Raw genomic sequence first — 23527 nt, 5'->3', positions numbered from 1 at the left:
TTTGCCATGAAAAAAATACTCGTTGTCGATGATGAACCTTCCATCGTCACACTTTTAACCTTTAATCTAGAAAAAGAGGGCTATCAAGTCGTTTCCGCCTCAGATGGTCAAAAAGCCTACGAATTAGCCTTGTCTAAGCCTTTTGACTTTATCATCTTAGATGTCATGCTGCCGAATATGGACGGCATCGAGATCACGAAGAAATTGCGTCAAGAAAAAATCGAGACCCCGATCCTCGTCTTGACCGCAAAAGATGATCCAATCGATCGGATCTTAGGCTTAGAGATCGGCGCCGATGACTATTTGACGAAGCCTTTCAGTCCTAGAGAGGTATTAGCTAGAATGAAAGCCATCTTCCGTCGTTTAGAACCCCGTCAACAAACACGAGAAGAAGATCAACCTGCAGAGATTCTGCAAGTCGGTGGGATCCAAGCAGACCTGACGAATTTCCAAGTCAGTGTGGATGGTGAGAAAATCTTCCTAACGCCAAAAGAATTCGAGCTGCTAGTTTACTTTATGAAACGAAAAGGTCGCGTAATCGATCGCGATACCTTGCTCAATCGCATTTGGAACTTCGACTTTGATGGACAAAGTCGAATCGTGGATGTTCACATCAGTCATTTAAGAGAAAAATTGGAAGCTGATCCAAAACGGCCGGAATACTTAGTAACGGTTCGGGGATTCGGGTATAAATTTCAGGAGCCAGTCTAATGAAAAAACGCTATGGCTATGGTTTATGGTCGATCGGTCTATTGCTGATTTTTTTCCTGTGCTGGCAAGTTCTAAGCAGTTTTTACCGTCAGCAAGTCATTGCCCAGCAAGTGGCTTTTCTCCAAGAGAAAGCCACCGTATTTTTGAATCTATCAGATAATCAAACCGCCGCCTTAGAACAGTTTGCGGATACCTATGTTGAAGATAGCAATAGTCGCATCACTTTGTTAGATGACCAAGGTCAGATCATTTTCGATACCTATGATCATACACTGCATGAAAACCGCTCCAATCGTCCAGAAGTCCAAGCCGTTTTGCGCGGAAGCTCCGTCGGTCAATCGCTGCGGGAAAGCGACACCTTGCATGAAGAATTGCTTTACGTGGCGATTCCTGTCAAAGAGGATGGAAACTTGACTCAAATCTTGCGAATCGCCGAACCGACCGCGGCTTTTTTTGCAAAAAATGAAGGAATCAAGCAGTCGATCTTGATTGTCTATCTTGTTTTTTGCTTTTTGATCAGCCTATTGATTTTCCATACCTTGCGCCAGCGAAATCGGCCGATCCAAACGATTCTGCCCGTCGTAAAAAAAATGATCACCTCGCCCGATCAACAAGCAATCATTATGCAAGAAACCCCTGAACATGATGAGTTGTATCAACTGATCAATCAGCTGAGCGAGCAAATGAGCCAGACCTATCGTGCCTATGCGGCTTCTGAACAGCAACTGTACGGCTTGCTCAGTGAACTGATGATCGGTGTCTTTATCATCAATGAAGAAAATCAACTGCTGCTGTTGAATCCGACGATGCAAGAACAGCTAGGGATGGAAACCGCACCGATCTTACCGCAACCTTTTACTGAAGTGATCCATGACACACAATTGATCCAGTTGATCTATCAATTTAATGACGAGACCCCTATTTTCCATGCGGAAACCACCCTTAGCGGGGAACGTTCAAAAGTCTTAGATGTTACCTTGCGAAGCTTCCAAGAAAACCAGTTGATTGGTATTTCTTATGACTTGACACGCATCCGACAATTAGAAAAGATGCAAAAAGATTTTGTCGGCAATGTTTCCCATGAATTAAAAACGCCGGTAACTTCCTTGATTGGGTTTACTGAAACACTGCTGGATGGCGCCAAAGAAGACCCTGAAACGTTGCAGACCTTCTTAGAGATCATTCAAAAAGATGCTTATCGCTTGAAAAATCTAATACAAGATATCATCCAATTGTCTCAAGACAGTGATTCTTTCCAGTATGTCGACCAACCGATCAACTTTTCTGAGCTGCTGCAACAAGTCGTTCAAACCTATGGTCCCGCAGCTGTTAAGAAGCAATTGACCTTTCAATTTGAAGGACCCGAACAATTCATTTTATCTACCAAAAAAGAGCTGCTGCAGCCCATCGTAAAAAATCTAGTTGAAAATGCGGTCACCTATTCAAAACCTGGAGGTGTCATCACATTATCCTATTCCGAGCAAGATGACCAGCTGCTTTTTCAAGTGCAGGATCAAGGCATCGGCATCGATGAAGAAGATCAAGAACGGATTTTTGAGCGGTTTTATCGGGTGGACAAAGCCCGTGCTCGCAATTCTGGCGGCACTGGACTTGGGCTGGCTATCGTCAAAGACTATACCAAATTATTAGGCGGCAGCATCAAGGTTGACAGTTTCCCTAAAATTGGTTCTACCTTTACGGTGACTTTGCCGCTTCATTGAGAACATTAGAAAGAAAACTAGCCGAGAAAACGTCTAATGGCATTTTCTCGGCTAGTTTTTTGGAACCATACTTACTTAACAACTTTTGTTGCTGATTCATTGACGTAACCTAGCCAAGTTCCTTTATTATCATAAATTGACAGGTAATTACTTCCATTAAAGTGGCGATACACGTAACGCGCTTCGAACGTCTGTCCTTTCATGGCGTTAGTCACAGTACTTTTTTGTTTCCAAGAGAAATTTTGCCATAGTGGGAAATTCTGAGTAAACGTTATTTTTTTATGGTAACTTTGGTTTATTCCGGCAGCATTACTTGCTTCCTTTGTTCCATTGGCATTGATATAGCCAAGCCAAGTTCCTTTATTATCATATAGTGACGAATAGGTGCTACCATTGAAATGGTTGTAGTAAACTTTTACTTGAAGTGTTTGACCATAAAAATTACTGCTTTTATTTTTTTCTTTCCAAGAAAAGTTTTGCCACATCGAATAATTTTTACTTGTAACAGTGACATATTTACCACTTGAAATAGCTGTTCCACCTGCATTATTCGCTGTTTTGGTACCATTAGCGTTCATATAGCCTAACCATGTACCAGATTGATCATATAGTGAATAATAAATACTGCCATTTAAGTGTTCATAGCGATATTTCGCTAAAACTGTTTTATTCAAGTAATCCTTGCTGGATGCCTTTACTTTCCATGAAAAATTTTGCCATATCGAGTAATTTCCACTGGTGATCGTTACATAGCGTCCATCGGCCAATGCGGGGCCTTGATTCGTTTGAACTGCTAATTTCGTTGAAGCGATGTACCCAATCCATTTTCCAGAAAAATCATAAACTGAATCATAATACGTGCCATCAAAGTGATGGTAAGTACCGGTTACTTTATAGGTATTTTTCACCATATCTGAAGTTACCGGTGCAGTCTTAGTAAATGTAAAATCTCGATATATCGTTCCTGGCTCTTTGAATTTGACATAGATTTGCTTTGATTGCCAATTCCCTTGAGGACCATCAGCAACTTTGACGCCACCAGAGTTAATGTACCCAACCCAATTCCCTTGGTTGTCGTATAATGAATAATAGGTGCTACCGTTAATATGCTCATAACGCACTTTTATTTGCAGAGTCTGACCCAGATAAGCTTTAGAGTCTGCTTTTTTGGTCCAAGAGAAATTTTGCCAAATCGTATAATTGTCTTTTACAACGGTGGCATAACGGCCATCATTGATCGCACCGCCTTGTCCTTGACTGATAAAATACTTGTTATAATCTGAATTCATATCAAAGGTGCCATTGATCCCTGGGAATGTAACGTTATATGTCCACTGCCATGCACTATAATCCGTATACTTCTGATTTTGCGGTTCGTATGGATATTGTGCGATCCAAACTTTGTTTTTTCCTAAAGCAACAGGGTCGATCGCGTTATCCGTGACCCACGACACACCTATATAATGATGCGTATTCGTATACCCCAGTTCTTTTAATCTATTTTCAAAAACTTTTGACAATTGTGTATGATCTGCTTTTTTCTTAATATTTGGCTCTTCAATGTCATTGACCATTAGAGCAGAAGTCGGTAAATTTAATTGTCTCGCATAGCTTACAAAATAATCTGCTTCAGCTTTTGCCTGTTCCTCAGTGGTGAACCAACTGTAGTGATAAGCATGTACAATCAGCCCAGCGGCTTTAGCATTTGCAATTTGACTTGCAGCTAGTGGGTTTCGATAAGAAGTTGCCTCTGTCAATTTCACCACCACTGCAGAAACGCCATAACTTTTAATCAACTTGAACTGCTCCACAGTGATCTCTCCGTTGTGGGAGGAAATATCAATAAAGTCTTGCTTTGGGGTTGAGGGATCTCCTGCTGAAATATAAGGAACACTAGAAACAGACCGTGCCGAACGGCTTAAGCTGACTTTCAAATCTGAACGGCTTCGATACGTTGGGTCTAATCCTGAGCTGATATCATAGACAGAATCCGAAGCATTGTCTGGGCTTTTTTCTTCACTTTCGGCTGTACTGCTATCAACAGTCGTACTGCCCGTTTCACTGCGGTTACTTGATGATGTTGTCTCACTCGTTGAATCAATTGAGTCTTCGCTGGTTTCACCTGTATTCGAGCGAATTGTTTGGCTGTCACTGCTTGTCACATCATTCGTCTCAGAGTAAACAATAGCAGCCTCTTTTGACTCACTTGTTGATTCCGTGTCTGCAAAACCAACACGCATGCCAAAAATGACAAAGGCCGTTCCCGCATACAATGCTGCTATTAACATTTTTTTTGGAAATCTTTTCATTTTTTTCCCCTTTCACTGAATATTCATCTATATTCACTATCTATTTTACATAAAAAATAAAAAAAAAGGTACAAAAAAAGAAGGAGTTCTTCCCTTCTTTTTTTGTACCTTATGAAAACTGTTTATTCAACATTCGTTACTTCGCCGTCTACACTGCGTTCTACTTTCATATCAGTGATTGGCAAGTATCCTAATTCGATAACGATTCCTTGTTGGACATCGTCTGTCATGATGTAATCAAGAAAGGCTTTGACGTTAGCATCTGGTTCACCATTCGTGTACATATGCTCGTAAGACCAGATTGGCCATTTGTTATCTGCAATATTTTCAGGGGTCGCTTCTACCCCATCAAGAGATAGCGCTTGGATTGAATCATCTAAATAAGATAAAGCAAGGTAGCTGATTGCTCCTGGTGTTTCAGCAACGATTTTACGGACTGTTCCAGAAGAATCTTGCTCTTGTGTTTGGATCGTCTCTGCACCATCTAAGCCCCATTTTTCAAAGGTCGCTCTCGTACCGCTGCCTGACGCACGGTTGATTACAGAGATTTCTTGATCTGCTCCACCGAGTTCAGACCAATTCTTCACTTTGCCTGTAAAGATATCGATTAAATCTTGTTGGCTAAGATCCGTAACGCCTGCGTCTTTATTCACTACTGGTGCCATACCAACTACGGCTACTTTATGGTCAACTAATTTGCTGGCGTCCACACCATCTTTTTCATCCGCAAAAACATCGGAATTGCCAATCGTCACAGCGCCTGTTTCTACTTGACTTAAGCCAGTTCCGCTACCGCCACCTTGAACAGTAATTGTATAATTGGGATTGTCCGCTGAGAAGCTTTCACCTGCTGCTTCAACCAAGGGTTGCAAAGCAGTTGAGCCTACCGCTAAAATTTCTACATTTTCATTTGATGCGGCACCTGATGAAGATCCGCCTGATGCTTGACTGCTATCAGTGCTTGTACCACCGCTCCCACAGCCAGCTAATAATAATCCAGTTGCAAAAAATAAAAGTCCCAATTTTTTCATTTAGTAAATCTCCTTTCGTTATATGCTTAGTTTAGCAAGGCGGTGTAAACCCTTGATGGATTTCATGTAAAGAATCGATAAAGCGATGTAAATCTTTTGTAAAGTTTGTCGATTGCCCAAAAAGCCCCCGCTGAATCCATCAGAGGGGGCTTGCTTTATCTAAAAACGAAAGAAATGTCTGTAGAATCAATTGCTTTGCATATAGCGTGTCAAGCGATCCATCGCTTCCACCAAGTTTTCCATACTTGCCGCATAGCTTAAACGAACATAGCCTTCTGCTTCGGGACCAAAGGCGATACCCGGGATGATTGCTAATTGATTCTTTTCCGCTAAGTCGACACAAAAAGCCATTGAATCTTGGTTGAAACCTGCTGGTATTTTGGCAAAAATGTAGAATGCACCAGAGGGCTTCGCCATGTCAAAACCAAGGGCAGTCATCTTTTCAAACAAGTAATCTCGACGTTCACGGTAATCGGCTTTCATGACTTCTGCATCATTGATGCCTTCGATCAATGCCCGCACAGCTGCTTTTTGAGAAATCGTTGATGCCGCAGTCACTAAGTATTGGTGGACCTTAATGATCTGAGCAGTCAACGCTTTTGGTGCAAAAATGAAGCCGACGCGCCACCCAGTCATCGCGTGAGATTTCGACAAGCCATTGATCACGATCGTTTGATCCCGCAAGTATTCGGCAATGGACACATGGGTTTCATCATAAGTCAACTCACTATAAATTTCATCGCTAATAACAAAAACGGGGTATTTTTCTAAAACCTCCGCCAATGCTTTGACTTGTTCTCGGGTATAAACGACCCCTGTTGGATTGCTAGGATAATTCAAAATGACTGCCTTGACTTGCTCCCCATGCTCTTTTAAGGCTGCTTCCAAAACTTCTGGCGCTAAAACAAAGTCATTGTCCGTCGTATCAAGATAGATCGGTTGGGCATGGGCTAAATGGATGACTGGTTCATAGCCTGGATAAATTGGTGCCGGTAGGAGAACTTTATCGCCAGGTTCCAACGTGGCTAATAAAGAAGCTGAGATTGCTTCCGTTGCACCGATCGTCACTAATACTTCTGATTGAAAGTCGTAATCAAGCTGATATTTATTTTTCAAAAAGAGGCTGGCTGCTTGCCGAACATCTGCTAAGCCGGCCATTCCAGAATAGTGGCTAAAATTTTGTTCGATTGCTTGGACACCCGATTTTTTCACGTGCTCTGGTGTGTTAAAATCCGGCTCGCCTAACGTTAACTTTAAAATATCAGGAATTGAAGAAACCCGTTCATCAAATTTACGAATCAATGAAACAGCTATATTGTACACTTCGTGATTGAAGCGTTGGCTTACGTCTGCCATAGTATCACTCCTTTGAATTAAGCAAATTCATTCGCTATTGTTGTTAATCCTAACACAAAAAGGCGACAATTTTAAGCAACGGATGAAATTAATCTAATAACCACAATTCCGTTTGCTTATTTACAAACAAAAACATTTTATGTTAGTATATAATCAAACATAAAAGGAGAACCCAAAATGAAACCTTATCAAGAGTTTACCATTTCTGATTATCAGCAAGGATATGTCGAAACAACAACGGATTATTGTTGCGTATTTTGTCAGGAGACCTTCGACAAAGAAGAAATCTATCCCGTTGATGGCGCCTTTTTTACGGCAAAAAAACGAATGATACAGCATATCACTGAGCATCACGGAACCGTTTTATCCGCATTATTGGCTTTACCCAAAGAACAAACAGGCTTATCAGAAAGCCAGCAGGAGATTTTACAACTGTTTGCCCAAGATGTTAGCGATACTGTGATTGCCCAGCGCTTAGGTATCTCTTCTTCGACTGTCAGGAATCATCGCTTTAAGCTAAAAGAAAAGCAGCGACAAGCGACTGTTTTTATAAGTATCATGTCCTTGTTGCAAGAACCCCCGTTGCTGCCGCCTCACAAAGGGGCGACGATGCTTGATGATCGCTATGCCATTACGGCTAGTGAAAGAGAAAAGATCATTGCTACTTATTTTGATGAAGCGGGGTTTATCAAACAGTTTCCGAGCAAAGAAAAGCGCAAGATCGTTGTCTTAAGTGTGCTGGCACAAAAATTTGATCCGAAGAAAAATTATTCAGAAGCTGCCGTAAACGATGTATTAAAACAAGCGATCACCGATTATGTCACTGTCCGACGATATTTGATCGAGTATGGATTTATGCAACGGACGAAAGACGGAAAAACTTACTGGCTGACTTAAAACCCAGTCTGTAGTTGGATGGAATTTTTGTTGGTTGGATGGACAGTATCTTTCACAGTTGTGAAAAGTTAACAAGCTCCAGTTTTTTACAAAAAAAGACAAAGTACGAAAACACCCGTACTTTGTCTACTGTCTGAAACGCTGGGACAAGTTCCAGCGTTTATTTTTCTTTTAGAAAGATTTTTTTGATGATCAATTTATCAAATAATTGCGTTTGATTGTCTTGTTCCCCAATGACTTCAGCAGTCACTGATTTGCCGTCTTGTTTTTTGCGCAACTGATAAACAATCTTACCTGTTTCTTTCAATTCGTTCACCATGTCGACGACACCGCCAAAACCTGTTTTACGAGTGATGAAGCCTAACGCCACCATCCGCTCATCTAAATTTTTTGCCGAGATGCTGGCACCGGTGATCAGTGCTTGCCGCATGATTTGTAAGAATTCTTCTAGCCCTGCCACTGGCGGCTGTTCAGGCTCTTCTTCCATCAGCGGTCGCTGACGCAAATAATCTAATTCCTGCAATAACGTTTCGTACTGCTCTTGTGTCAACATGACCCCCGCCACTTTTTCACGATTGAATACATATACTGCTGTTCCTGCTTCTCGCGCTTGATTAAATACATCCATCGGAGATTTTTTTACTTCAGTAATTGAAGTAGTGGGAACATCCAACTTCTTCAGTTCCATAATCAACGTCCTCCTTGTCTCAACGAACACATTATAGCATAAATCCAGAAGCAGATTATAGAGGTATTTCACTGCTCCTAGGAAAAGAAACAAAAAAGCGGCTAATCGCCGCTTTTTTCGATTGATAAGGTCATTGCATTGATGGCAACGATGATCGTACTCATAGACATCAAGACAGCTCCGACTGCTGGGTTCAAAATGATCCCGATTGGTGCGAGCACGCCAGCTGCCAAAGGAATAGCAAAAATATTGTATCCTGCGCCCCACCAGAGATTTTGAATCATCTTGCGCCTTGTTTTTTTCGCCAAAGTCAAGAAGTGCAAGATGTCTTGAGGTTCGCTATTCGTCAAAACGACATCGGCTGAATCGATCGCTACATCGGTACCAGCTCCGATCGCAATCCCGATCGTCGCTCTTGCAAGACTTGGGGCGTCATTGATCCCATCGCCTACCATTACGACGCGCTTGCCCTCTTTGACATAGTCACTGACTAGACGTTCTTTATCGTCTGGTAACATTGCCGCATGAAAGGCTTCGATTCCTAGGTAATCGGCTACGGCTTGCGCCGCTTCTTGGTTGTCCCCAGTAGCCATAACTGGCGTGATGCCTAAGTCTTTCACTTTTTGAATAAATTGACTCGCTTCTGGTTTCACCTTATCCCCTAATGCGACGATTCCTTCCACTTTGCCGTCATGAACCAAATAGCTAATGGTATTGCCCTGCTCTTGATAATTTTTCAAGGATTTCCCTTGATACTGGATGGTTAATTGCTCCAATCCTTTTTGATTGACGATCAACCACTTTTGTCCATCGATTACGCCTTCCAGGCCAATCCCCGTCCTTGTTTGAACATCAGTCGCCTTTTTGGCTGTGATGTTTTCCTTTTCTGCTTGGGCTAAAATGCCTTCTGCGATCGGATGATTGGCGGTTTTCTCAAGACCTGCTAGGTAAGCTAGTACTTCTGATGCAGAAAGGCTGCCTGTCGCCTCGATGCCAGTTACGGTAAACGTTCCTTCTGTTAACGTACCGGTCTTATCGAGGATCAGATAATCAACATGATGCGCATTCTCCAGTGCGTTGCGATTTTTTAAGAGCAAGCCGTTTTTGGCAGCGATCGATGTTGAACGAGCCACGACGAGGGGAATCGCTAGGCCTAACGCATGGGGACAGGCAATGACGAATACCGTGACCATTCGATCAAGAGCAGTCGGTAGGTCAGCAACAAACAGCCATACAGCAAAGGCCAAAACACCAGCAACTAAGGCGATATAGAACAACCATTTCGCCACTTTGTCCGAAAGTGCTTCTAAGCGGGATTTATCAGCTTGGGCTTTTCGTACCATTTCCATGACTTTTGCCAAATAGCTGTCTTCGCCAGTCCCTGTGACTTCCATCGTAATGGTACCATTGCCGTTGACAGATCCTCCAATGACAGTACTGCCGATGGTTTTAGGTACCCGTCTGGATTCACCGGTAACTGCCGACTCATCGATCGTTGTTTCCCCTTCAAGAATCGTTCCGTCTGTAGGAATCTTATCTCCTGAGCGAACGATCAGCTGTGTTTTGTTGGTCACTTCTTCTAATGGAATCTGTTCTTCTGATCCATCTGCATTTTTCCGAATCACTTCTTTTGGCAACAGTTCTGCTAATTTCTGTAATGCATTGCCGGCATTAGAAACGGCATTCATCTCGATCCAATGCCCCAACAACATGATCACGATCAGAGTCGCTAGTTCCCAGAAGAAATCCATTACATGAGGAACAGCAAGAAAATGATTAGCGATAAACGCGTAAAGACTATAAAAATAAGAAACCGTGATCCCCATAGCAATCAAAGTCATCATGGCTGGGCTTTTTTGTTTCAATTCCATTTTTGCACCACTTAAAAACGGCTGCCCCCCATAGAAAAACAGGATCGTTCCTAAAATCAATACAACCCAATCTGAGCCGGGAAACGTGAACTGAAAGGGCAATTCGATACCCATCATTGGTGATAAAATGACGATTGGAATCGCCAAAACCAAGGATAGCCAAAACTTTTGCTTAAAATTTCCCATATGCATACTATGATCCATACCAGACATCTCATGATCCATATGACTGTGATCCATGCCAGACATCTCATGATCCATGTGGCTGTGATCCATGCCAGACATCTCATGATCCATGTGGCTATGTTCCATACTGGAAACCTCATGATCCATGTGAGCATGGTTACTATCGGCGCTTTCATGCTCCTGCAGTTTTGATGTCGCCCCTTGATGATCCACCCCATTCATCTCATGGCTTCGGGGCTCAGGGACTTCCTCCGCCTGTGGGTGTGTGAGTCCTTCTTGCCCTTTATTATCCTGCTCATTCCTAGGTTCATGCCTATGATGGCTTGACGTCTGACGATTGTCTGCAGGTGACGTTTTTTTCTGATTCATCCTAGTATTCCCCTTCCTATTTCACTGAATATCCGTACAGTCTTGCGCCTTCATACAAAAGCTTCAAGCGGCTGGACTTTCTAGATTTTTCTCCTTATCACTTTAGCGTTTGCATCGCTTATTCAAAAACACCTTGATAACCAGCTTCAGTTATTGCACTGATTAAGGCTGTTTCTGTCACTTGCGACTCGTCAAATTTGACCGTCCCACGAGCTTTTTTCAAGTCCACTTTAGCTTTTTTCACACCCGGTACTTCATTTAAGGCTTTTTCAACTTTTGCGGCACAATGGGCGCAATTCATTCCGCTGATTTGCATATTTTTTTTCATTACTATTCCTCATTTCTTTTAACAGTTTGTTGGCTACTTATTTTGTTGCATGGGTTTTGCATTGGCACTGACCAGGAATACAATTACACGAAATCGCTGCTACTGGCACTTTTTGGTCGACTACTGCTTGGAGCATCGCCAAATCTTCTGCCGTCAATGCTGCTTCTTGGATCATTTCTGCTAATGTTTGTCCGACTTTTTTGGCACAAATATGAGAAAAAAGATTCTCAGCTGCACTGCGAACAGTGGCTTCTTCTGAAACAAGTGGCGAGTAAACAAACTTTTTCCCTTGGCTTTCTGTTTTCAATACGCCTTTTTTAACAAGTCGTCCTAAAAGCGTTTTGACTGTCGCTGCTTTCCAATTTTTATTTTCGCTTAACAAAGCGGTGATCTCTTTCGCATCGGATTGTCCCAATGTCCAAATCACACGCATGACTTCCCATTCAGAATCGCTGATTTTGATTGGTTCGACCACTGATTGCATTTGTCCACTTCCTTTCATAACTGATTCACATTTTTAAGTTTACATCTGTAATCGCATTTTGTCAAAAAAAAGCATCGCCAAACTTTCTGCATTTTGGCAATGCTTTTTTCTATTTCGTTAAAAATGGTTTGTTTCCAACGTTTAAAAGTGGACCTGATACGTCGTCACAGAGTGGAAGGGTTCTTCTGGGCGCAGCACGATCTCACCAAAGTGGGTGAATTTCTCAGAGCCAGGAACACCTTGTGTTTCGATCGCCATCCCGCCATGTTTGGCAAAAGGACCGGTCTTCATTGGGGCCCCAGCTTCTCCCTCACCTGTTGTGTAAATAACAACAGCAGGACGGTCAGTAGTTACAGTCAGCTGCACTTTTTGATCGGGACTGGTTACTTTCAGATCCCACTCTTGCTCATGATCCAATAAGAATGGATCATCCAACATGGTCGTTCCCATTGGGCGTTCTTGTCTAAAATCAAACTTTGTGCCTGCGACAGGCGTTTTTTCACCGGTCGTCGTCACGTCATCGTTCGTTTCAGCCACATGTTCGGCATTGATTTGAACCAAGTGGTCATCGATCGGCTGTTGGGTATCACCTGTCAAATTGAAATAACCGTGGTTCGTTGGGTTAAATAAAGTCGCTTTGTCTGTGTTAGCGTCATATGCAAGCAATAGTTCATTGTCATTAGTCAACGTATAGGTGACTTGATAACGAACATTTCCTGGAAAGCCGCCGTCGCCATCTTGTCGTGAGGTAGTAAAAATCACGCCGGCTCTGTCTGCTTCCTCAAAAGTTTCAGCGATCCAGATATCCGTGTCAAGCCCCTTTGAACCACCATGAAGCGTATTGCCGCCATCATTGTCCTCCGTTTGGTATTCTTGCCCCTCAACCTCAAAGCGGGTACCTGCGATCCTTCCCGCTACTGGACCGATCGTTGCACCATAATAGCGTGCTTGGCGATGTCCTTCGATCGTATCATAACCGACCACAATGTCGCGGCCTTCTTCTACTGGAACGACCCAATCCAATAAGCGTGCGCCTTCGGGACTCAGCCTTACGATGGTACCGCTATCATTGGAAAGCTCATAAATCGTTCCCATTTTTTCTGAGGTCGTTTGTTTCACATTTGGCATTCGTTCATATCCTTCTTTCTTTGTTTAGTCTGCTACTCTTTTTAAGTATAGCCGTTAAGGGCTAGATCCGTCAATTCAAGACGGACGGATTCAGTAGGCATTCATTTTATGCCGGGCCGTCTTCACACAAATAAAAAGCGGCAAGAATGCCCAACTGGTTGATTGAATCATGGTCAGCTGATCGTGAGAGAAAGTACTAGGAGAAGCGCTGGCTGCTCCTGTCTTTTCTTCAATAATCAATCACATTCGCTTCGCCTGTTGGGCTCCTATGCCGCAATTGTATCGTTTATTTTTTGTGTTTTGCTTGGTAATGTTTTCTCTTTCGTCGCTTTTCTTTGATTTGAGAAGCACTGGAAGCCAAATCCAAATCCTCGCTTCCCTCTTCTTGCTTGTCTTGTCTTTTTTCTGCCCGCGCCATGAGGACTTTTTGCCTAAATCGACGGTTTCCCAGGAATTTCAGTGCACACATCAATGGTTGACGATTTTCTCCTACCAAACCAATCAATTCGATAAACAATTCAATACCGAATCCTGTACTGATGATCAGTAAAATGATTGCGGTGTTGCTGGCATAATTCATCAATAACGCAATAAATGAAAAAACCATCGCCAAGGCATAGATCGTCAAGACCGTGCCACGGTGGGTAAACCCTAATGAAAGTAAGCGATGATGCAAGTGCATTTTATCCGCCGATGAGATTTTTTGTTTATTAAATTTTCTGCGAATCATGGCATAGACGGTATCCGTGATCGGTACCCCTAATATCAGCATCGGGGTAACCACTGTAATGAAGGTCGCATTTTTTAAGCCTTGCAACGATAGGACGGAGATCATGAAACCTAGAAAAAGTGCCCCAGTGTCCCCTAAAAAAATCGTGGCTGGATAAAAATTATAAGGAAAAAAGCCAACGATCGCAGCGATCAGCGTAAAGATCACCATCGGTACTTCAACTGAATTTGGTAAAAAGAAATAACTGATGATCCCAATGGTCGTCAGACTGATAATGGAGACCCCACTCGCTAGACCGTCCAAACCATCAATCAAGTTGACCGCATTTGTGATCGCCAAAATCCACAAGATCGTCATAGGCAATCCAAGCCAGCCCAAATCAAAAACCCCGAGATAAGGGATCGAAACCGTACTGATTTTGATGCCGGCAACAAAATAGATCTCCAAAGCCGCTAACGTCAAGCCTAGCGTTTTTTGCATAGGGGTCAACTCGAAGATATCATCCAATAATCCAGTAACTACGACGATAGCTGCCCCTAAAAGCATCGGCCAGACGTAGTCAAAGGGAATCATTGCGCGAAATTCCCAAAGCAATGCAAAAGAGAAGGAGAGGAAGATGCTTAATCCCCCTGCGGTCGGCATTGTTTTGGTATTGATTCGGCGATCTCCTGGTCGATCGACTGCGCCGATCTTAAAAGAGATCAATTTAATGATCGGTGTTAGGATTAAAGACACGATCATTGTTATAAATAAGCGCATTACAAATTTGAATGCAAAATCCATCGTTTATTCTCGCTTTCCGTTATTTCTCTTTATTGGTAAATGTATCTTCGATTTTCGAAGAAATCCGCTGAACAGGATCTGTTCGTTCTTTGATCTCTTGTCCTGATACATACTCTTCTACCACTGCGTTGATGATTCCACCCAAGATAATAATCGTCGCAGCAAGATTCAACCAGATCATTAAAACAATAAAACTTCCAATAATTTGATAGCCAATGATTTTCGCAGCAAAGTAACGGGCGTATAAGCCAAACACTTGTGACAGCAACATCCAGCCAATCGTTGCAAAGATCGCCCCCGGCAAAGTCGAACGCAACTTGACCTTTGCATTAGGCACTAACCAATAGATCAGCATCATGATAAACAGCAAAGCAACGATCGTGACTGGCCATTTGACTGTTTGGAACGTATCGATCAGATTGTCTTGAAACTTAAAAATCGGCTGCAAAAAATCAAGAATGATTTTTCCAAGCCCAAATACCATCGTAACCCCAACGATCGCAATCATAAAGAGCAGGATGATCACAAATGATACTGCGCGCACCACGATAAAATTGGAACGCTGGTCCACACCGAAGGCTTTGTTCATCGCAATTTGCAAGGCATTGATACTTTGACTCGCGGACCACAACGCCGCTAAAGCGGAGATCGACAACAATCCACCAGAGCTTGTGGTGAGGAGATTTTCGATCGCTGGGCCGATAAAATCATAGATTTGATTCGGGATCAATTCCTGTACATAAGATAAAACCGTGTTCGGATCAATTGATAAATAAGGCAAAAGATTCCCCAGCGCAATCATTAACGGGAAAAGTGAAAGCAATAAATAGTAGGCCACGACGACCGAAGTGGTCCCCATTTCTGAATCAGTTATTCTATTTTGCGTCGTTTCGATGAAACGCATCAGCTTTTGATTGCTTTTTACTTTATCAACGATTTTCATGTTTCTTCCTCCGCCAGCGAATCATCTGCCTTTTTTTCTTTGTCATACGTAACAACCAGAAGTCTCCTACTTATAAAATTTAGTAGGTTCCTTCTTCTCCTTGAGAAGTTAAAATTCTCGGACCTTCTTTGGTGATAGCCAAACTATGTTCATATTGGCAGCTTAAGCCACCATCTAGAGTATAGGCGGTCCAGCCATTAGGGTCCATTTTCATTTTCCACGTCCCTGTATTGATCATAGGTTCGATGGTAATGACCATTCCTTCTTTTAAACGTAACCCTTTGCCGGCTTCTCCGTAGTGAGGGATCATCGGACTTTCATGGATCGTTGGGCCAATGCCGTGTCCTACGAAATCACGCACAACCCCGTACCCTTCTTTTTCCGCATAGGTTTGAATGGCATGACCGATGTCACCGATTCGGTTGCCCACTTGCGCTTGTTCGATTCCTAGATACAATGCTCTTTTGGTTACTTCCATTAATCGATCAATCTCAGGCGTCGAGTTCCCTACGACATAACTCCAACAAGAATCAGAAATGGCGCCTTTTAAATCAATACACATGTCGACTTTGATCAGATCGCCGTCTTTCAATGGTTTTTTTCGAGGAAACCCGTGACAAATCTCATCATTGATACTGCAGCAAGTGGCATATTTGTAATCTTCAAAACCAATTTGGGCAGCGATGCCGCCGTGGCTTTCAATATAATCTCTGACAAACACTTCGATATCCCAACTCGTGATACCTGGTTTGATGAAACTGCGTAATTGTTTGTGGACATCTGCTAACAGCGCGCCGGATTCGGCCATGCGGTCAATTTCTCTGGCAGATTTTAATGTAATCATGTTCTCGTCTCCCTTAATTAAATTCCTCTTATTTTACCATAGAAATCCCTTATTTTACAAAATTCACAGACATTGTAAAGAGTTTTTCAAGTTTTGTTTTCAAACTTTCGTGCATTTGCTATAATCTGTAAGAGAGTTTTCCTTGAGAATAGGAATGAGATTGGAGGAAAAAGCCCATGGCTTTAGCAAAAATCGTCTATGCAAGCATGACGGGGAATACGGAAGAAATTGCGGATATCGTTTCTGAAGCCCTTGAAAATCTTGACATGGAAGTAGAAATGAATGAGTGTACCCAAGTGGATGCAGATGACTTTGAAGATGCCGATATCTGTATCGTCGCAACCTATACATATGGAGACGGGGAGCTTCCGGATGAGATCGTCGATTTTTATGAAGATTTGCAAGAACTTGATTTAAGCGGCAAAATCTTTGGAGTCTGCGGCTCCGGCGATACTTTTTATGATGACTTTTGTAAATCCGTTGACGACTTTGAAGCCGCCTTTAGCAAAACTGGTGCGACAAAAGGAGCTGACAGCGTCAAAGTTGACTTGGCTGCAGAAGAAGACGATATTCAAAACTTAGAAGCCTTTGCCAAAAAACTAGCAGAAGCATTCGCTGAATAAAACAAGAAAACCTCTGACAAAATCAATTGATTCTGTCAGAGGTTTATTGTTTGCTTAATGATAACTGATATCGATGGGTGTTTCTCTTGCTAAAATATTATCGGTGGTTTCCGTCATCAGCTTAGCAATCTGATCTTCTGTCGGATGAATGATTCCCGAAGACATCAATGCCGCTAAGCCGGTAGCGACGATCCAGACACCGGTGTGCAAAGATTGTAATTTTACATCAGATAGATCTTGATATTTTGGTTCTTTTTTCACTGATTTCACAAAAAGGTCAAATGAAAACTGTTGCATGGAATCCCCACCACCATGCTCTTCTAAGTATAGCGCTCGGTATAATCGTTTTTCTTTATTTGCAAAGCCAATATAATTTAGCGTTAAGTCAACGATGACATCTCCCCGTCTTTCAACTGGAAAAACTTCTGTCGCTAAGTAGTCGTAAATCTGATTGATCAATGCATTTTTTAAGTCATCCATATTTTTAAATTCTAAGTAGATCGGTTGCGTTGAACATTTCATCTTCGCTGCGATATTGCGTGCGGTAAAACGTGTAAATCCTTCGGTTGCGACAACTTCATAGGCAGCTTTTAAAATCTGGTCTCTAGTAATAGTTTTCTTTCTTGCCATAATTTTTTAATCTCCTTAATTCTGCTATACATCGCTTTCAGAAATACCTTTTACTTATTGTATCATGTTTTTTTAAGTTTGCAAAAAAACTTTTAAAATTATTGCCCTTAGTGTTTCCAGTTTTTCAATTTGAAGACCACTGTTTTTTTGCTCACTTTTTCGTTTGTTTTCAAAAATACTTAGTGCTATCATGAAGACAGTTATAAATTTAGAATAAATGGAGGAATTTTAATGGTTTTACCAAACTTTAATCAGAACCTTGAAAAATATGCCCAACTGATCACTGAAGTTGGCGTAAATGTCCAAAAAGGGCACACGATCGTCATCCAAATCGCCGTGGACCAAGCACCTTTAGCTCGTCTATTAACGAAAAAAGCGTATGAATTAGGTGCAGACGAAGTAATCGTCCAATGGACCGACGATGAGATCCAAAAAGAATTTCTTACTCATGCGGCCGAAGATCGTTTGTCTACGATTCCTCAGCACAAAATTGATCAAACGGAAGACTGGGTTGAAAAAGGTGCCAGCCGTATCAGTGTCGTTTCCGCGAATCCAGATGCGTTAGCGGGCGTCGACTCAGACCGAGTGGCAACCTTCCAAGCAGCTTCTGGTAAAGCGATGATGAAATTGCGTCAAGCAACACAAGCCAACAAAGTCAGCTGGACTGTGGTTGCGGCGGCTGGTCAAGATTGGGCCCAAAAAGTATTCCCTGATGCTTCCCCTGAAGAAGCACAAGACAAGCTTTGGGATCAAATTTTCAAAACGACGCGTATCTATGAAGAAGATCCTGTCGCAGCTTGGAAAAAACACGATGAAACCTTGCAAGTTAAAGCCGAAGAATTAAACAAAGAACAATTCAGTGCTCTGCACTATACGGCACCTGGTACCGATTTGATCATCGGTTTGCCTAAAAACCACTTGTGGGAAGGTGCTGGCAGTTACAATACCCGCAATGAAAAATTCATGGCGAACATGCCAACAGAAGAAGTCTTTACTGCCCCAGATAATCGTCGCATCGATGGCTATATTTCAAGTACGAAACCATTGAGCTACGCAGGCACCATCATCTCTGGGATGAAGTTCACCTTCAAAGACGGCAAAGTCGTGGACTTTTCTGCGGAACAGGGCGAAGAAGTGTTAGGCAAACTGCTAGCAATCGATGAAGGAGCAAAATCTTTAGGTGAAGTCGCATTAGTTCCTGATCCTTCCCCTATCTCACAATCCGGCATCATCTTCTTCAATACGTTGTTCGATGAAAATGCCTCAAACCACTTGGCTTTAGGATCCGCTTATGCCTTCAGCTTGCAAGGCGGCACTGAGATGAGTGAAGAAGAACTGGCAGCTGCTGGTTTGAACCGCAGCCAAACCCACGTAGATTTCATGGTTGGCTCTGACCAAATGTCCATCGATGGCATCAGAGAAGATGGCACCACGATTCCTGTCTTTCGCAATGGTGACTGGGCTTAATAAAAAAAGGCTGAGGTGGAGTTGCTCCCCTCGGCCTTCTTTTACATAGAATATTGGAAACCGGCGGGTTTTTTCGTAGTAATCAGCCGGCTTTTTTGATAAAATCTACTTTGATAGTCTTTGATAAGAGAGGATGGATCCGATGACACCAAATCGTGAAGATTATTTAAAGCTCATCTTGGAGCTTGGTGGTGACCAAAAGAAAATCAATAACAAACAAATCGTGTCAGGTCTGGACGTCTCAGCAGCTTCAGTAAGTGAAATGATTTCAAAATTATTAAAAGAAGGCTTAGTGGAACATTCACCTTATCAAGGGGTACAGTTGACTGAAACTGGTTTAGCTTCTGCAAGTGCTCTGATCCGCAAGCATCGTTTATGGGAAGTCTTTCTTGTGGAGCACCTGCATTACTCATGGAATGAAGTTCATGATGACGCAGAAGTTTTAGAACACGTCACCTCGGAAACACTGGCGAGCCGCTTAGAAGCCTACCTTGATCATCCTCGGTATTGCCCACATGGCGGAATGATCCCCGAACAAGGAGAACTCATTCACGAAGGCGAAAAAAACACCATGAGTTCCTACCCGGTAGGAACCAAGATTCGTATCGCCCGTGTCCTTGATGAACGAGAACTGCTGGATTACCTTGTTTCGATCCAATTGAATATTCATGAAGAATACGAGATCATCGATGCGGCAGCATACGAGGGTCCGATTACGATCAAAAATGACACAAAAGAAATTGCTGTCAGCTACAAAGCCGCCAGCACGATTTTTGTTGATAAACTGTAAGGAGTGAAGATGATGGAAAAAAAGGTCCTTTTTACGATTTTTGGCGGTACGGGCGACCTTGCCCAACGCAAACTATACCCTTCTTTGTTTCGGTTGTACAAAAAAGGCGATTTGAAAGAAGATTTTGCAGTCATCGGTACTGCTCGCCGTCCTTGGTCGGATGAACACTATCGTGAAGTAGTGATAGGTACGATCAAAGAATTGAGCGACTCACAAGAGCAAGCAGAGACATTCGCTTCTCATTTCTACTACCAATCACATGATGTAACAGATACGAGTCATTATGATTCATTAAAGGATTTGGCGGAAACCTTAGATCAGAAATACCATTTAGAAGGCAATCAGATTTTTTACTTAGCAATGTCCCCTAATTTCTTTGGGACGATCGTTTCTCACTTGAAATCCCAAGGAATGCTGGATACTGACGGCTACCATCGGGTGATCATCGAAAAACCATTTGGAAGCGACTACGACTCAGCAAAAGAATTGAATGAAGAGATCAATCAAGTCTTTACAGAGCAAGAAATCTACCGGATCGATCATTATTTAGGAAAAGAAATGATCCAAAACATTTCTGCGATTCGTTTTGCCAATAACATTTTTGAGTCGATGTGGAACAATCGGTACATTGACAATGTTCAGATCAATATCGCAGAAAACTTAGGTGTTGAAGAACGCGGTGGGTATTATGATAAGAGCGGCGCCTTGAAAGATATGGTCCAAAACCATATTCTGCAGATCCTTTCCTTATTAGCCATGGAACCGCCAGTGGCTTTTTCTGAAAAAGAATTACGGACGGAAAAAATCAAAGCCTTAAATGCGATCCGTATTTACTCCGAAGAAGAAGTGAAACAACACTTCGTTCGTGGTCAATACGCCAAAGGGCAATTAGAAGATAAGGAATTTGCTGGCTACCGAGAAGAAGCCAATGTCGATGAAGAATCGGCAACGGAAACCTTCGTTGCTGGAAAATTCTTGATCGACAACTTCCGCTGGTCCGGCGTACCTTTCTATGTACGAACCGGGAAACGCTTGACGGAAAAAGGCACTCGAATCAACATTGTCTTTAAACAAGTCCCTGTCAATGTCTTTAAGCAAGACCTGAATGAACAAAAGCAAAACGAGAGTTTGGCACCGAATGTGCTGACAATCTACATTCAACCGACAGAAGGCTTCTCTCTTTCCTTGAATGGAAAAGAAATTGGCCAAGGGTTTGAGACATTGCCAGTGAAGCTCGATTATCGGAATAGTACTGAAATCGTCGAAAACACCCCTGAAGCCTACGAAAAATTGATTTTAGATGCTTTGAACGGGGATGGCACTAACTTTACCCATTGGGATGAAGTTGCCCAATCTTGGCGCATCGTTGATGTGATCCGTCACGCTTGGGACCAAGAAACGCCTGATTTTCCAAACTATGCCGCAGGAACGATGGGACCCCAAGCTGCCTATGATCTCTTAGCTGCCGATGGTTTTGAATGGATCTGGCGCCCCGATGAATGGTATCGTGAGCGAGATTTACTAAATGAAAAATAAGCAATTGGTCAATTGGATGAGGAAAAAACATCCAATTGGCCGTTTTTCTTTTTTACCAACTGTTTATAATAGAAAGAAATGAGAAACGAAAGGAGCAGCATAGATGAAACAAGTCTTATCGATCGCCGGTCTTGACAGTTTGGCAGGCGGCGGCATGACGGCGGATTTGAAAACATTTGAGGAATTCGGGGTGTTTGGTCATGCCTTATTGACCTGTGTTGTCGCCATTAACGATAATCTTTTGTTCCATGATCTTCCTGAGCCTGTGATCCGAGCACAATTGGATTCGCTGCGTTCGACCGTATCCCTAGATGCAATCAAAATCGGGCTGCTTCATCAAACGGCCATCATTGAATTGCTGCGGGATTTTTTACAAACATTTACCGGACCGATCGTGCTCGATCCAGTTCTTGCCTTTAAAGAAGGAGATACTGCCTTTAACCACTCCTATCAAGCAGGATTGATCTCATTGTTTCCTTACACAGCATTAGTAACACCTAATCTACTCGAAGCTCAGCACCTCTCTGGTCAAACCATTACGACGTTGGCGGAAATGAAAACCGCGGCGAAAAAAATCCATGCATTGGGTGCCCCAAATATCCTGATCAAAGGTGGCAGTCGACTAACTGGAGAAAGAGCCTACGACCTTTTATACCACTCTGGGCAATATACTGTTTTCGAAGCAGAAAAAAGTACCCGAACGACTACCAACGGTGCTGGGTGTACCCTTTCATCGGCGATTGCCGCTTTACTTGCCAAAGGCACTTCATTGGAAACAGCTGTTCAAACTGCAAAAGCATTTGTTTGGGCAGGGATCGAAGACGGTCTGCCTTTAGGAACCTCTGGCAACGTCAATCAGCTCGCCTATTTTAAAAAGGAGGAACACCTATGAAAGTAAGAAATTTAACTACGATCGCTATGCTGACGGCACTCACGTGTGCACTTTCTTTGACCTTTATCATTCCTGTTCCGCAAACGAAGGGTTTTGTGACCTTATGTGAAGCAGGGATCTATATCTCGGCCCTTTTGTTTGGTCCTAGCGCCGGGGCCTTCGTCGGTGGAATGAGCGGCGGCATCATTGATTTTCTATCAGGTTACCCTGAATGGGCCTTCTTTTCCATCGTGATTCATGGTGTACAAGGCTGGATCGTAGGCAGAATGAGCCACCGGCCACTAGCAGCCGTCATTGTCGGCAGCTTGATCATGATCGCCGGCTACGCAGCAGCAACAGTTTTACTATTCGGGTTAGGCGCTGGGATCGCCTCGATTCCAAGTAATTTGATCCAAACGGTCTTTGGCAGCATCGTTGCTTTACCGCTGACGCATGCCTTGCGCCGCACGAAAAAGTTTTCTTTAAATGAAAGGTGATTCTTATGACAGATATCAATCAATTAAAAACGGATTTAACTACGATCGTTGAAGAAGTCATTACGACAGCGAACGTTGGTGAAAACGATCTTTTTGTCCTTGGCTGTTCAACAAGTGAAGTCGTGGGCGGCTTGATTGGCAAAAATTCCAGTCAAGAAGTAGGCATGATCATCGTCGAAACACTGCGAGCGATCTTGCGTCCTAAAAATATTCATTTAGCCGTTCAAGGCTGTGAACACCTCAATCGGGCTTTAGCCGTTGAGCGTGAAACGGCTCGACTATATCAATTAGAAGAAGTCGCAGTAGTGCCCCAGCTGCATGCAGGCGGTGCTTGCTCAGTTGCGGCTTTCCAGTTGTTCGATGAGCCTATCGAAGTGGAGCACATTGTGGCCAAAGCGGGTATCGATATCGGCGACACAGCGATCGGTATGCATGTCAAACATGTTCAAATCCCGATCCGTCCCTCTATCAAGACCCTTGGCGCTGCCCATGTCACAGCTCTGGGATCACGGCCCAAATATATCGGTGGTCCTCGTGCTCATTACGCATAATAAGCGAATCGTATAATGAGCGAAAAACCATCTTCAAAAGGAAAAAGCATGCTTCGGCGTGCTTTTTTTGTGTCAACGTTCCTGCTATTGCCTCTCCTTTCCTTCCTTAAATGTGCTCTCCTTTCACTATTTTCTCCGCTCCATCTTATGGCAGCTTTTTCTACTTCAAATTCTGTTTCCTTT

The 23527-nt window shown here is 42.9% G+C and carries 22 protein-coding genes; 10 read left to right on the top strand and 12 right to left on the bottom strand.

Annotated features, from left to right (window positions below):
• Window positions 1–6: 6 nt before the first annotated feature.
• Both CXM95_RS04670 and pnpS read left to right on the top strand, forming a co-directional pair.
• Window positions 7–711 carry a response regulator transcription factor gene (locus CXM95_RS04670; protein WP_005237242.1) on the top strand — a complete coding sequence of 235 codons (705 nt, stop codon included), beginning with the start codon at window positions 7–9 and terminating at the stop codon, window positions 709–711.
• The gene (gene pnpS / locus CXM95_RS04665; protein WP_086299210.1) at window positions 711–2432 is read left to right on the top strand and encodes a two-component system histidine kinase PnpS; all 1722 of its coding nucleotides are present in this window, start codon (window positions 711–713) and stop codon (window positions 2430–2432) included. The genes CXM95_RS04670 and pnpS overlap by 1 nt, the downstream gene beginning before the upstream one ends.
• A gap of 71 nt (window positions 2433–2503) precedes the next feature.
• On the opposite strand, the gene CXM95_RS04660 is transcribed toward pnpS, so the two are convergent.
• From CXM95_RS04660 to CXM95_RS04650, 3 genes are all read right to left on the bottom strand, one after another.
• The gene (locus CXM95_RS04660) at window positions 2504–4741 is read right to left on the bottom strand and encodes a GH25 family lysozyme (RefSeq protein ID WP_101698868.1); all 2238 of its coding nucleotides are present in this window, start codon (window positions 4739–4741) and stop codon (window positions 2504–2506) included.
• A 122-nt stretch (window positions 4742–4863) separates the two neighbouring features.
• Window positions 4864–5772, bottom strand: coding sequence for a phosphate ABC transporter substrate-binding protein PstS family protein (locus CXM95_RS04655; protein WP_086332128.1), 909 nt, complete (start codon window positions 5770–5772; stop codon window positions 4864–4866).
• Window positions 5773–5958: 186 nt separating this feature from the next.
• Complete coding sequence (locus CXM95_RS04650) at window positions 5959–7128, bottom strand: pyridoxal phosphate-dependent aminotransferase (RefSeq protein WP_008377389.1); 1170 nt, start codon at window positions 7126–7128, stop codon at window positions 5959–5961.
• A 177-nt stretch (window positions 7129–7305) separates the two neighbouring features.
• On the opposite strand from CXM95_RS04650, the gene CXM95_RS04645 reads away from it, so the two are divergent.
• Window positions 7306–8025, top strand: a complete 720-nt coding sequence (locus CXM95_RS04645; protein ID WP_086299207.1) for a DUF2087 domain-containing protein — start codon at window positions 7306–7308, stop codon at window positions 8023–8025.
• A gap of 160 nt (window positions 8026–8185) precedes the next feature.
• Here the strand turns inward: CXM95_RS04645 and CXM95_RS04640 are convergent, their stop codons facing one another.
• From CXM95_RS04640 to map, 8 genes are all read right to left on the bottom strand, one after another.
• On the bottom strand, window positions 8186–8713 hold the full coding sequence (locus CXM95_RS04640) for a type II toxin-antitoxin system Phd/YefM family antitoxin (protein WP_005237249.1): 528 nt from the start codon (window positions 8711–8713) through the stop codon (window positions 8186–8188).
• Between the two features lie 101 nt (window positions 8714–8814).
• Window positions 8815–11139, bottom strand: coding sequence for a heavy metal translocating P-type ATPase (locus CXM95_RS04635; protein WP_086299206.1), 2325 nt, complete (start codon window positions 11137–11139; stop codon window positions 8815–8817).
• A 118-nt stretch (window positions 11140–11257) separates the two neighbouring features.
• Window positions 11258–11467, bottom strand: coding sequence for a copper chaperone CopZ (gene copZ / locus CXM95_RS04630; RefSeq protein ID WP_005237251.1), 210 nt, complete (start codon window positions 11465–11467; stop codon window positions 11258–11260).
• 37 nt (window positions 11468–11504) lie between these two features.
• A complete protein-coding gene (locus CXM95_RS04625; protein WP_086299205.1) occupies window positions 11505–11951 on the bottom strand; it encodes a CopY/TcrY family copper transport repressor in 447 nt (148 codons plus the stop codon).
• A 141-nt stretch (window positions 11952–12092) separates the two neighbouring features.
• Window positions 12093–13079 carry an aldose epimerase family protein gene (locus CXM95_RS04620; protein ID WP_061053870.1) on the bottom strand — a complete coding sequence of 329 codons (987 nt, stop codon included), beginning with the start codon at window positions 13077–13079 and terminating at the stop codon, window positions 12093–12095.
• Between the two features lie 286 nt (window positions 13080–13365).
• Window positions 13366–14592: a glycosyltransferase family 4 protein gene (locus CXM95_RS04615; protein ID WP_086299204.1), complete on the bottom strand. Its 1227-nt coding sequence runs from the start codon at window positions 14590–14592 to the stop codon at window positions 13366–13368.
• A gap of 19 nt (window positions 14593–14611) precedes the next feature.
• Window positions 14612–15535 (bottom strand): YihY/virulence factor BrkB family protein, encoded by a 924-nt coding sequence (locus CXM95_RS04610; protein WP_005237256.1) that lies wholly within the window; start codon window positions 15533–15535, stop codon window positions 14612–14614.
• A gap of 79 nt (window positions 15536–15614) precedes the next feature.
• Complete coding sequence (map, locus tag CXM95_RS04605) at window positions 15615–16379, bottom strand: type I methionyl aminopeptidase (protein WP_005237257.1); 765 nt, start codon at window positions 16377–16379, stop codon at window positions 15615–15617.
• A gap of 176 nt (window positions 16380–16555) precedes the next feature.
• Here map and CXM95_RS04600 point away from each other — a divergent pair, with 176 nt between their 5' ends.
• Complete coding sequence (locus CXM95_RS04600) at window positions 16556–17002, top strand: flavodoxin (protein WP_005237258.1); 447 nt, start codon at window positions 16556–16558, stop codon at window positions 17000–17002.
• Between the two features lie 54 nt (window positions 17003–17056).
• On the opposite strand, the gene CXM95_RS04595 is transcribed toward CXM95_RS04600, so the two are convergent.
• Window positions 17057–17632: a TetR/AcrR family transcriptional regulator gene (locus CXM95_RS04595; protein ID WP_005228861.1), complete on the bottom strand. Its 576-nt coding sequence runs from the start codon at window positions 17630–17632 to the stop codon at window positions 17057–17059.
• A 231-nt stretch (window positions 17633–17863) separates the two neighbouring features.
• Between CXM95_RS04595 and CXM95_RS04590 the strand changes: the two genes are divergently transcribed.
• The 6 genes from CXM95_RS04590 to CXM95_RS04565 all read left to right on the top strand — a co-directional run bounded on the left by CXM95_RS04590 (window position 17864) and on the right by CXM95_RS04565 (window position 23344).
• Window positions 17864–19099 (top strand): aminopeptidase, encoded by a 1236-nt coding sequence (locus CXM95_RS04590; protein ID WP_005237260.1) that lies wholly within the window; start codon window positions 17864–17866, stop codon window positions 19097–19099.
• A 142-nt stretch (window positions 19100–19241) separates the two neighbouring features.
• On the top strand, window positions 19242–19889 hold the full coding sequence (locus CXM95_RS04585; protein WP_008377371.1) for a metal-dependent transcriptional regulator: 648 nt from the start codon (window positions 19242–19244) through the stop codon (window positions 19887–19889).
• Window positions 19890–19898: 9 nt separating this feature from the next.
• On the top strand, window positions 19899–21425 hold the full coding sequence (zwf, locus tag CXM95_RS04580; protein WP_008377369.1) for a glucose-6-phosphate dehydrogenase: 1527 nt from the start codon (window positions 19899–19901) through the stop codon (window positions 21423–21425).
• A 103-nt stretch (window positions 21426–21528) separates the two neighbouring features.
• Window positions 21529–22317: a bifunctional hydroxymethylpyrimidine kinase/phosphomethylpyrimidine kinase gene (thiD, locus tag CXM95_RS04575; protein ID WP_086299203.1), complete on the top strand. Its 789-nt coding sequence runs from the start codon at window positions 21529–21531 to the stop codon at window positions 22315–22317.
• The gene (locus CXM95_RS04570; protein ID WP_015510153.1) at window positions 22314–22793 is read left to right on the top strand and encodes an ECF transporter S component; all 480 of its coding nucleotides are present in this window, start codon (window positions 22314–22316) and stop codon (window positions 22791–22793) included. The genes thiD and CXM95_RS04570 overlap by 4 nt, the downstream gene beginning before the upstream one ends.
• A gap of 5 nt (window positions 22794–22798) precedes the next feature.
• Complete coding sequence (locus CXM95_RS04565; protein WP_176285398.1) at window positions 22799–23344, top strand: TIGR01440 family protein; 546 nt, start codon at window positions 22799–22801, stop codon at window positions 23342–23344.
• Window positions 23345–23527: the final 183 nt, after the last annotated feature.

Source organism: Enterococcus sp. CR-Ec1 (assembly GCF_002850555.1).
Classification (GTDB): domain Bacteria; phylum Bacillota; class Bacilli; order Lactobacillales; family Enterococcaceae; genus Enterococcus_D; species Enterococcus_D entomosocium.
The sequence above is the reverse complement of the archived record's forward strand: the minus strand, read 5'-3'. Positions and strand labels throughout refer to the sequence as shown.

Bases quoted from the DNA above. Each gene is read 5' to 3' on its own strand.
- CXM95_RS04590 (WP_005237260.1), top strand. From the start codon at position 17,864: ATGGTTTTACCAAACTTTAATCAGAACCTTGAAAAATATGCCCAACTG.
- CXM95_RS04570 (WP_015510153.1), top strand. From the start codon at position 22,314: ATGAAAGTAAGAAATTTAACTACGATCGCTATGCTGACGGCACTCACG.
- CXM95_RS04640 (WP_005237249.1), bottom strand. From the start codon at position 8,713: ATGGAACTGAAGAAGTTGGATGTTCCCACTACTTCAATTACTGAAGTA.
- CXM95_RS04650 (WP_008377389.1), bottom strand. From the start codon at position 7,128: ATGGCAGACGTAAGCCAACGCTTCAATCACGAAGTGTACAATATAGCT.
- CXM95_RS04625 (WP_086299205.1), bottom strand. From the start codon at position 11,951: ATGCAATCAGTGGTCGAACCAATCAAAATCAGCGATTCTGAATGGGAA.
- CXM95_RS04595 (WP_005228861.1), bottom strand. From the start codon at position 17,632: ATGGCAAGAAAGAAAACTATTACTAGAGACCAGATTTTAAAAGCTGCC.
- CXM95_RS04670 (WP_005237242.1), top strand. From the start codon at position 7: ATGAAAAAAATACTCGTTGTCGATGATGAACCTTCCATCGTCACACTT.
- CXM95_RS04660 (WP_101698868.1), bottom strand. From the start codon at position 4,741: ATGAAAAGATTTCCAAAAAAAATGTTAATAGCAGCATTGTATGCGGGA.
- thiD (WP_086299203.1), top strand. From the start codon at position 21,529: ATGAAACAAGTCTTATCGATCGCCGGTCTTGACAGTTTGGCAGGCGGC.
- CXM95_RS04565 (WP_176285398.1), top strand. From the start codon at position 22,799: ATGACAGATATCAATCAATTAAAAACGGATTTAACTACGATCGTTGAA.
- CXM95_RS04615 (WP_086299204.1), bottom strand. From the start codon at position 14,592: ATGGATTTTGCATTCAAATTTGTAATGCGCTTATTTATAACAATGATC.
- copZ (WP_005237251.1), bottom strand. From the start codon at position 11,467: ATGAAAAAAAATATGCAAATCAGCGGAATGAATTGCGCCCATTGTGCC.
- zwf (WP_008377369.1), top strand. From the start codon at position 19,899: ATGATGGAAAAAAAGGTCCTTTTTACGATTTTTGGCGGTACGGGCGAC.
- CXM95_RS04585 (WP_008377371.1), top strand. From the start codon at position 19,242: ATGACACCAAATCGTGAAGATTATTTAAAGCTCATCTTGGAGCTTGGT.
- CXM95_RS04600 (WP_005237258.1), top strand. From the start codon at position 16,556: ATGGCTTTAGCAAAAATCGTCTATGCAAGCATGACGGGGAATACGGAA.
- pnpS (WP_086299210.1), top strand. From the start codon at position 711: ATGAAAAAACGCTATGGCTATGGTTTATGGTCGATCGGTCTATTGCTG.
- CXM95_RS04645 (WP_086299207.1), top strand. From the start codon at position 7,306: ATGAAACCTTATCAAGAGTTTACCATTTCTGATTATCAGCAAGGATAT.
- CXM95_RS04620 (WP_061053870.1), bottom strand. From the start codon at position 13,079: ATGCCAAATGTGAAACAAACGACCTCAGAAAAAATGGGAACGATTTAT.
- CXM95_RS04610 (WP_005237256.1), bottom strand. From the start codon at position 15,535: ATGAAAATCGTTGATAAAGTAAAAAGCAATCAAAAGCTGATGCGTTTC.
- CXM95_RS04635 (WP_086299206.1), bottom strand. From the start codon at position 11,139: ATGAATCAGAAAAAAACGTCACCTGCAGACAATCGTCAGACGTCAAGC.
- map (WP_005237257.1), bottom strand. From the start codon at position 16,379: ATGATTACATTAAAATCTGCCAGAGAAATTGACCGCATGGCCGAATCC.
- CXM95_RS04655 (WP_086332128.1), bottom strand. From the start codon at position 5,772: ATGAAAAAATTGGGACTTTTATTTTTTGCAACTGGATTATTATTAGCT.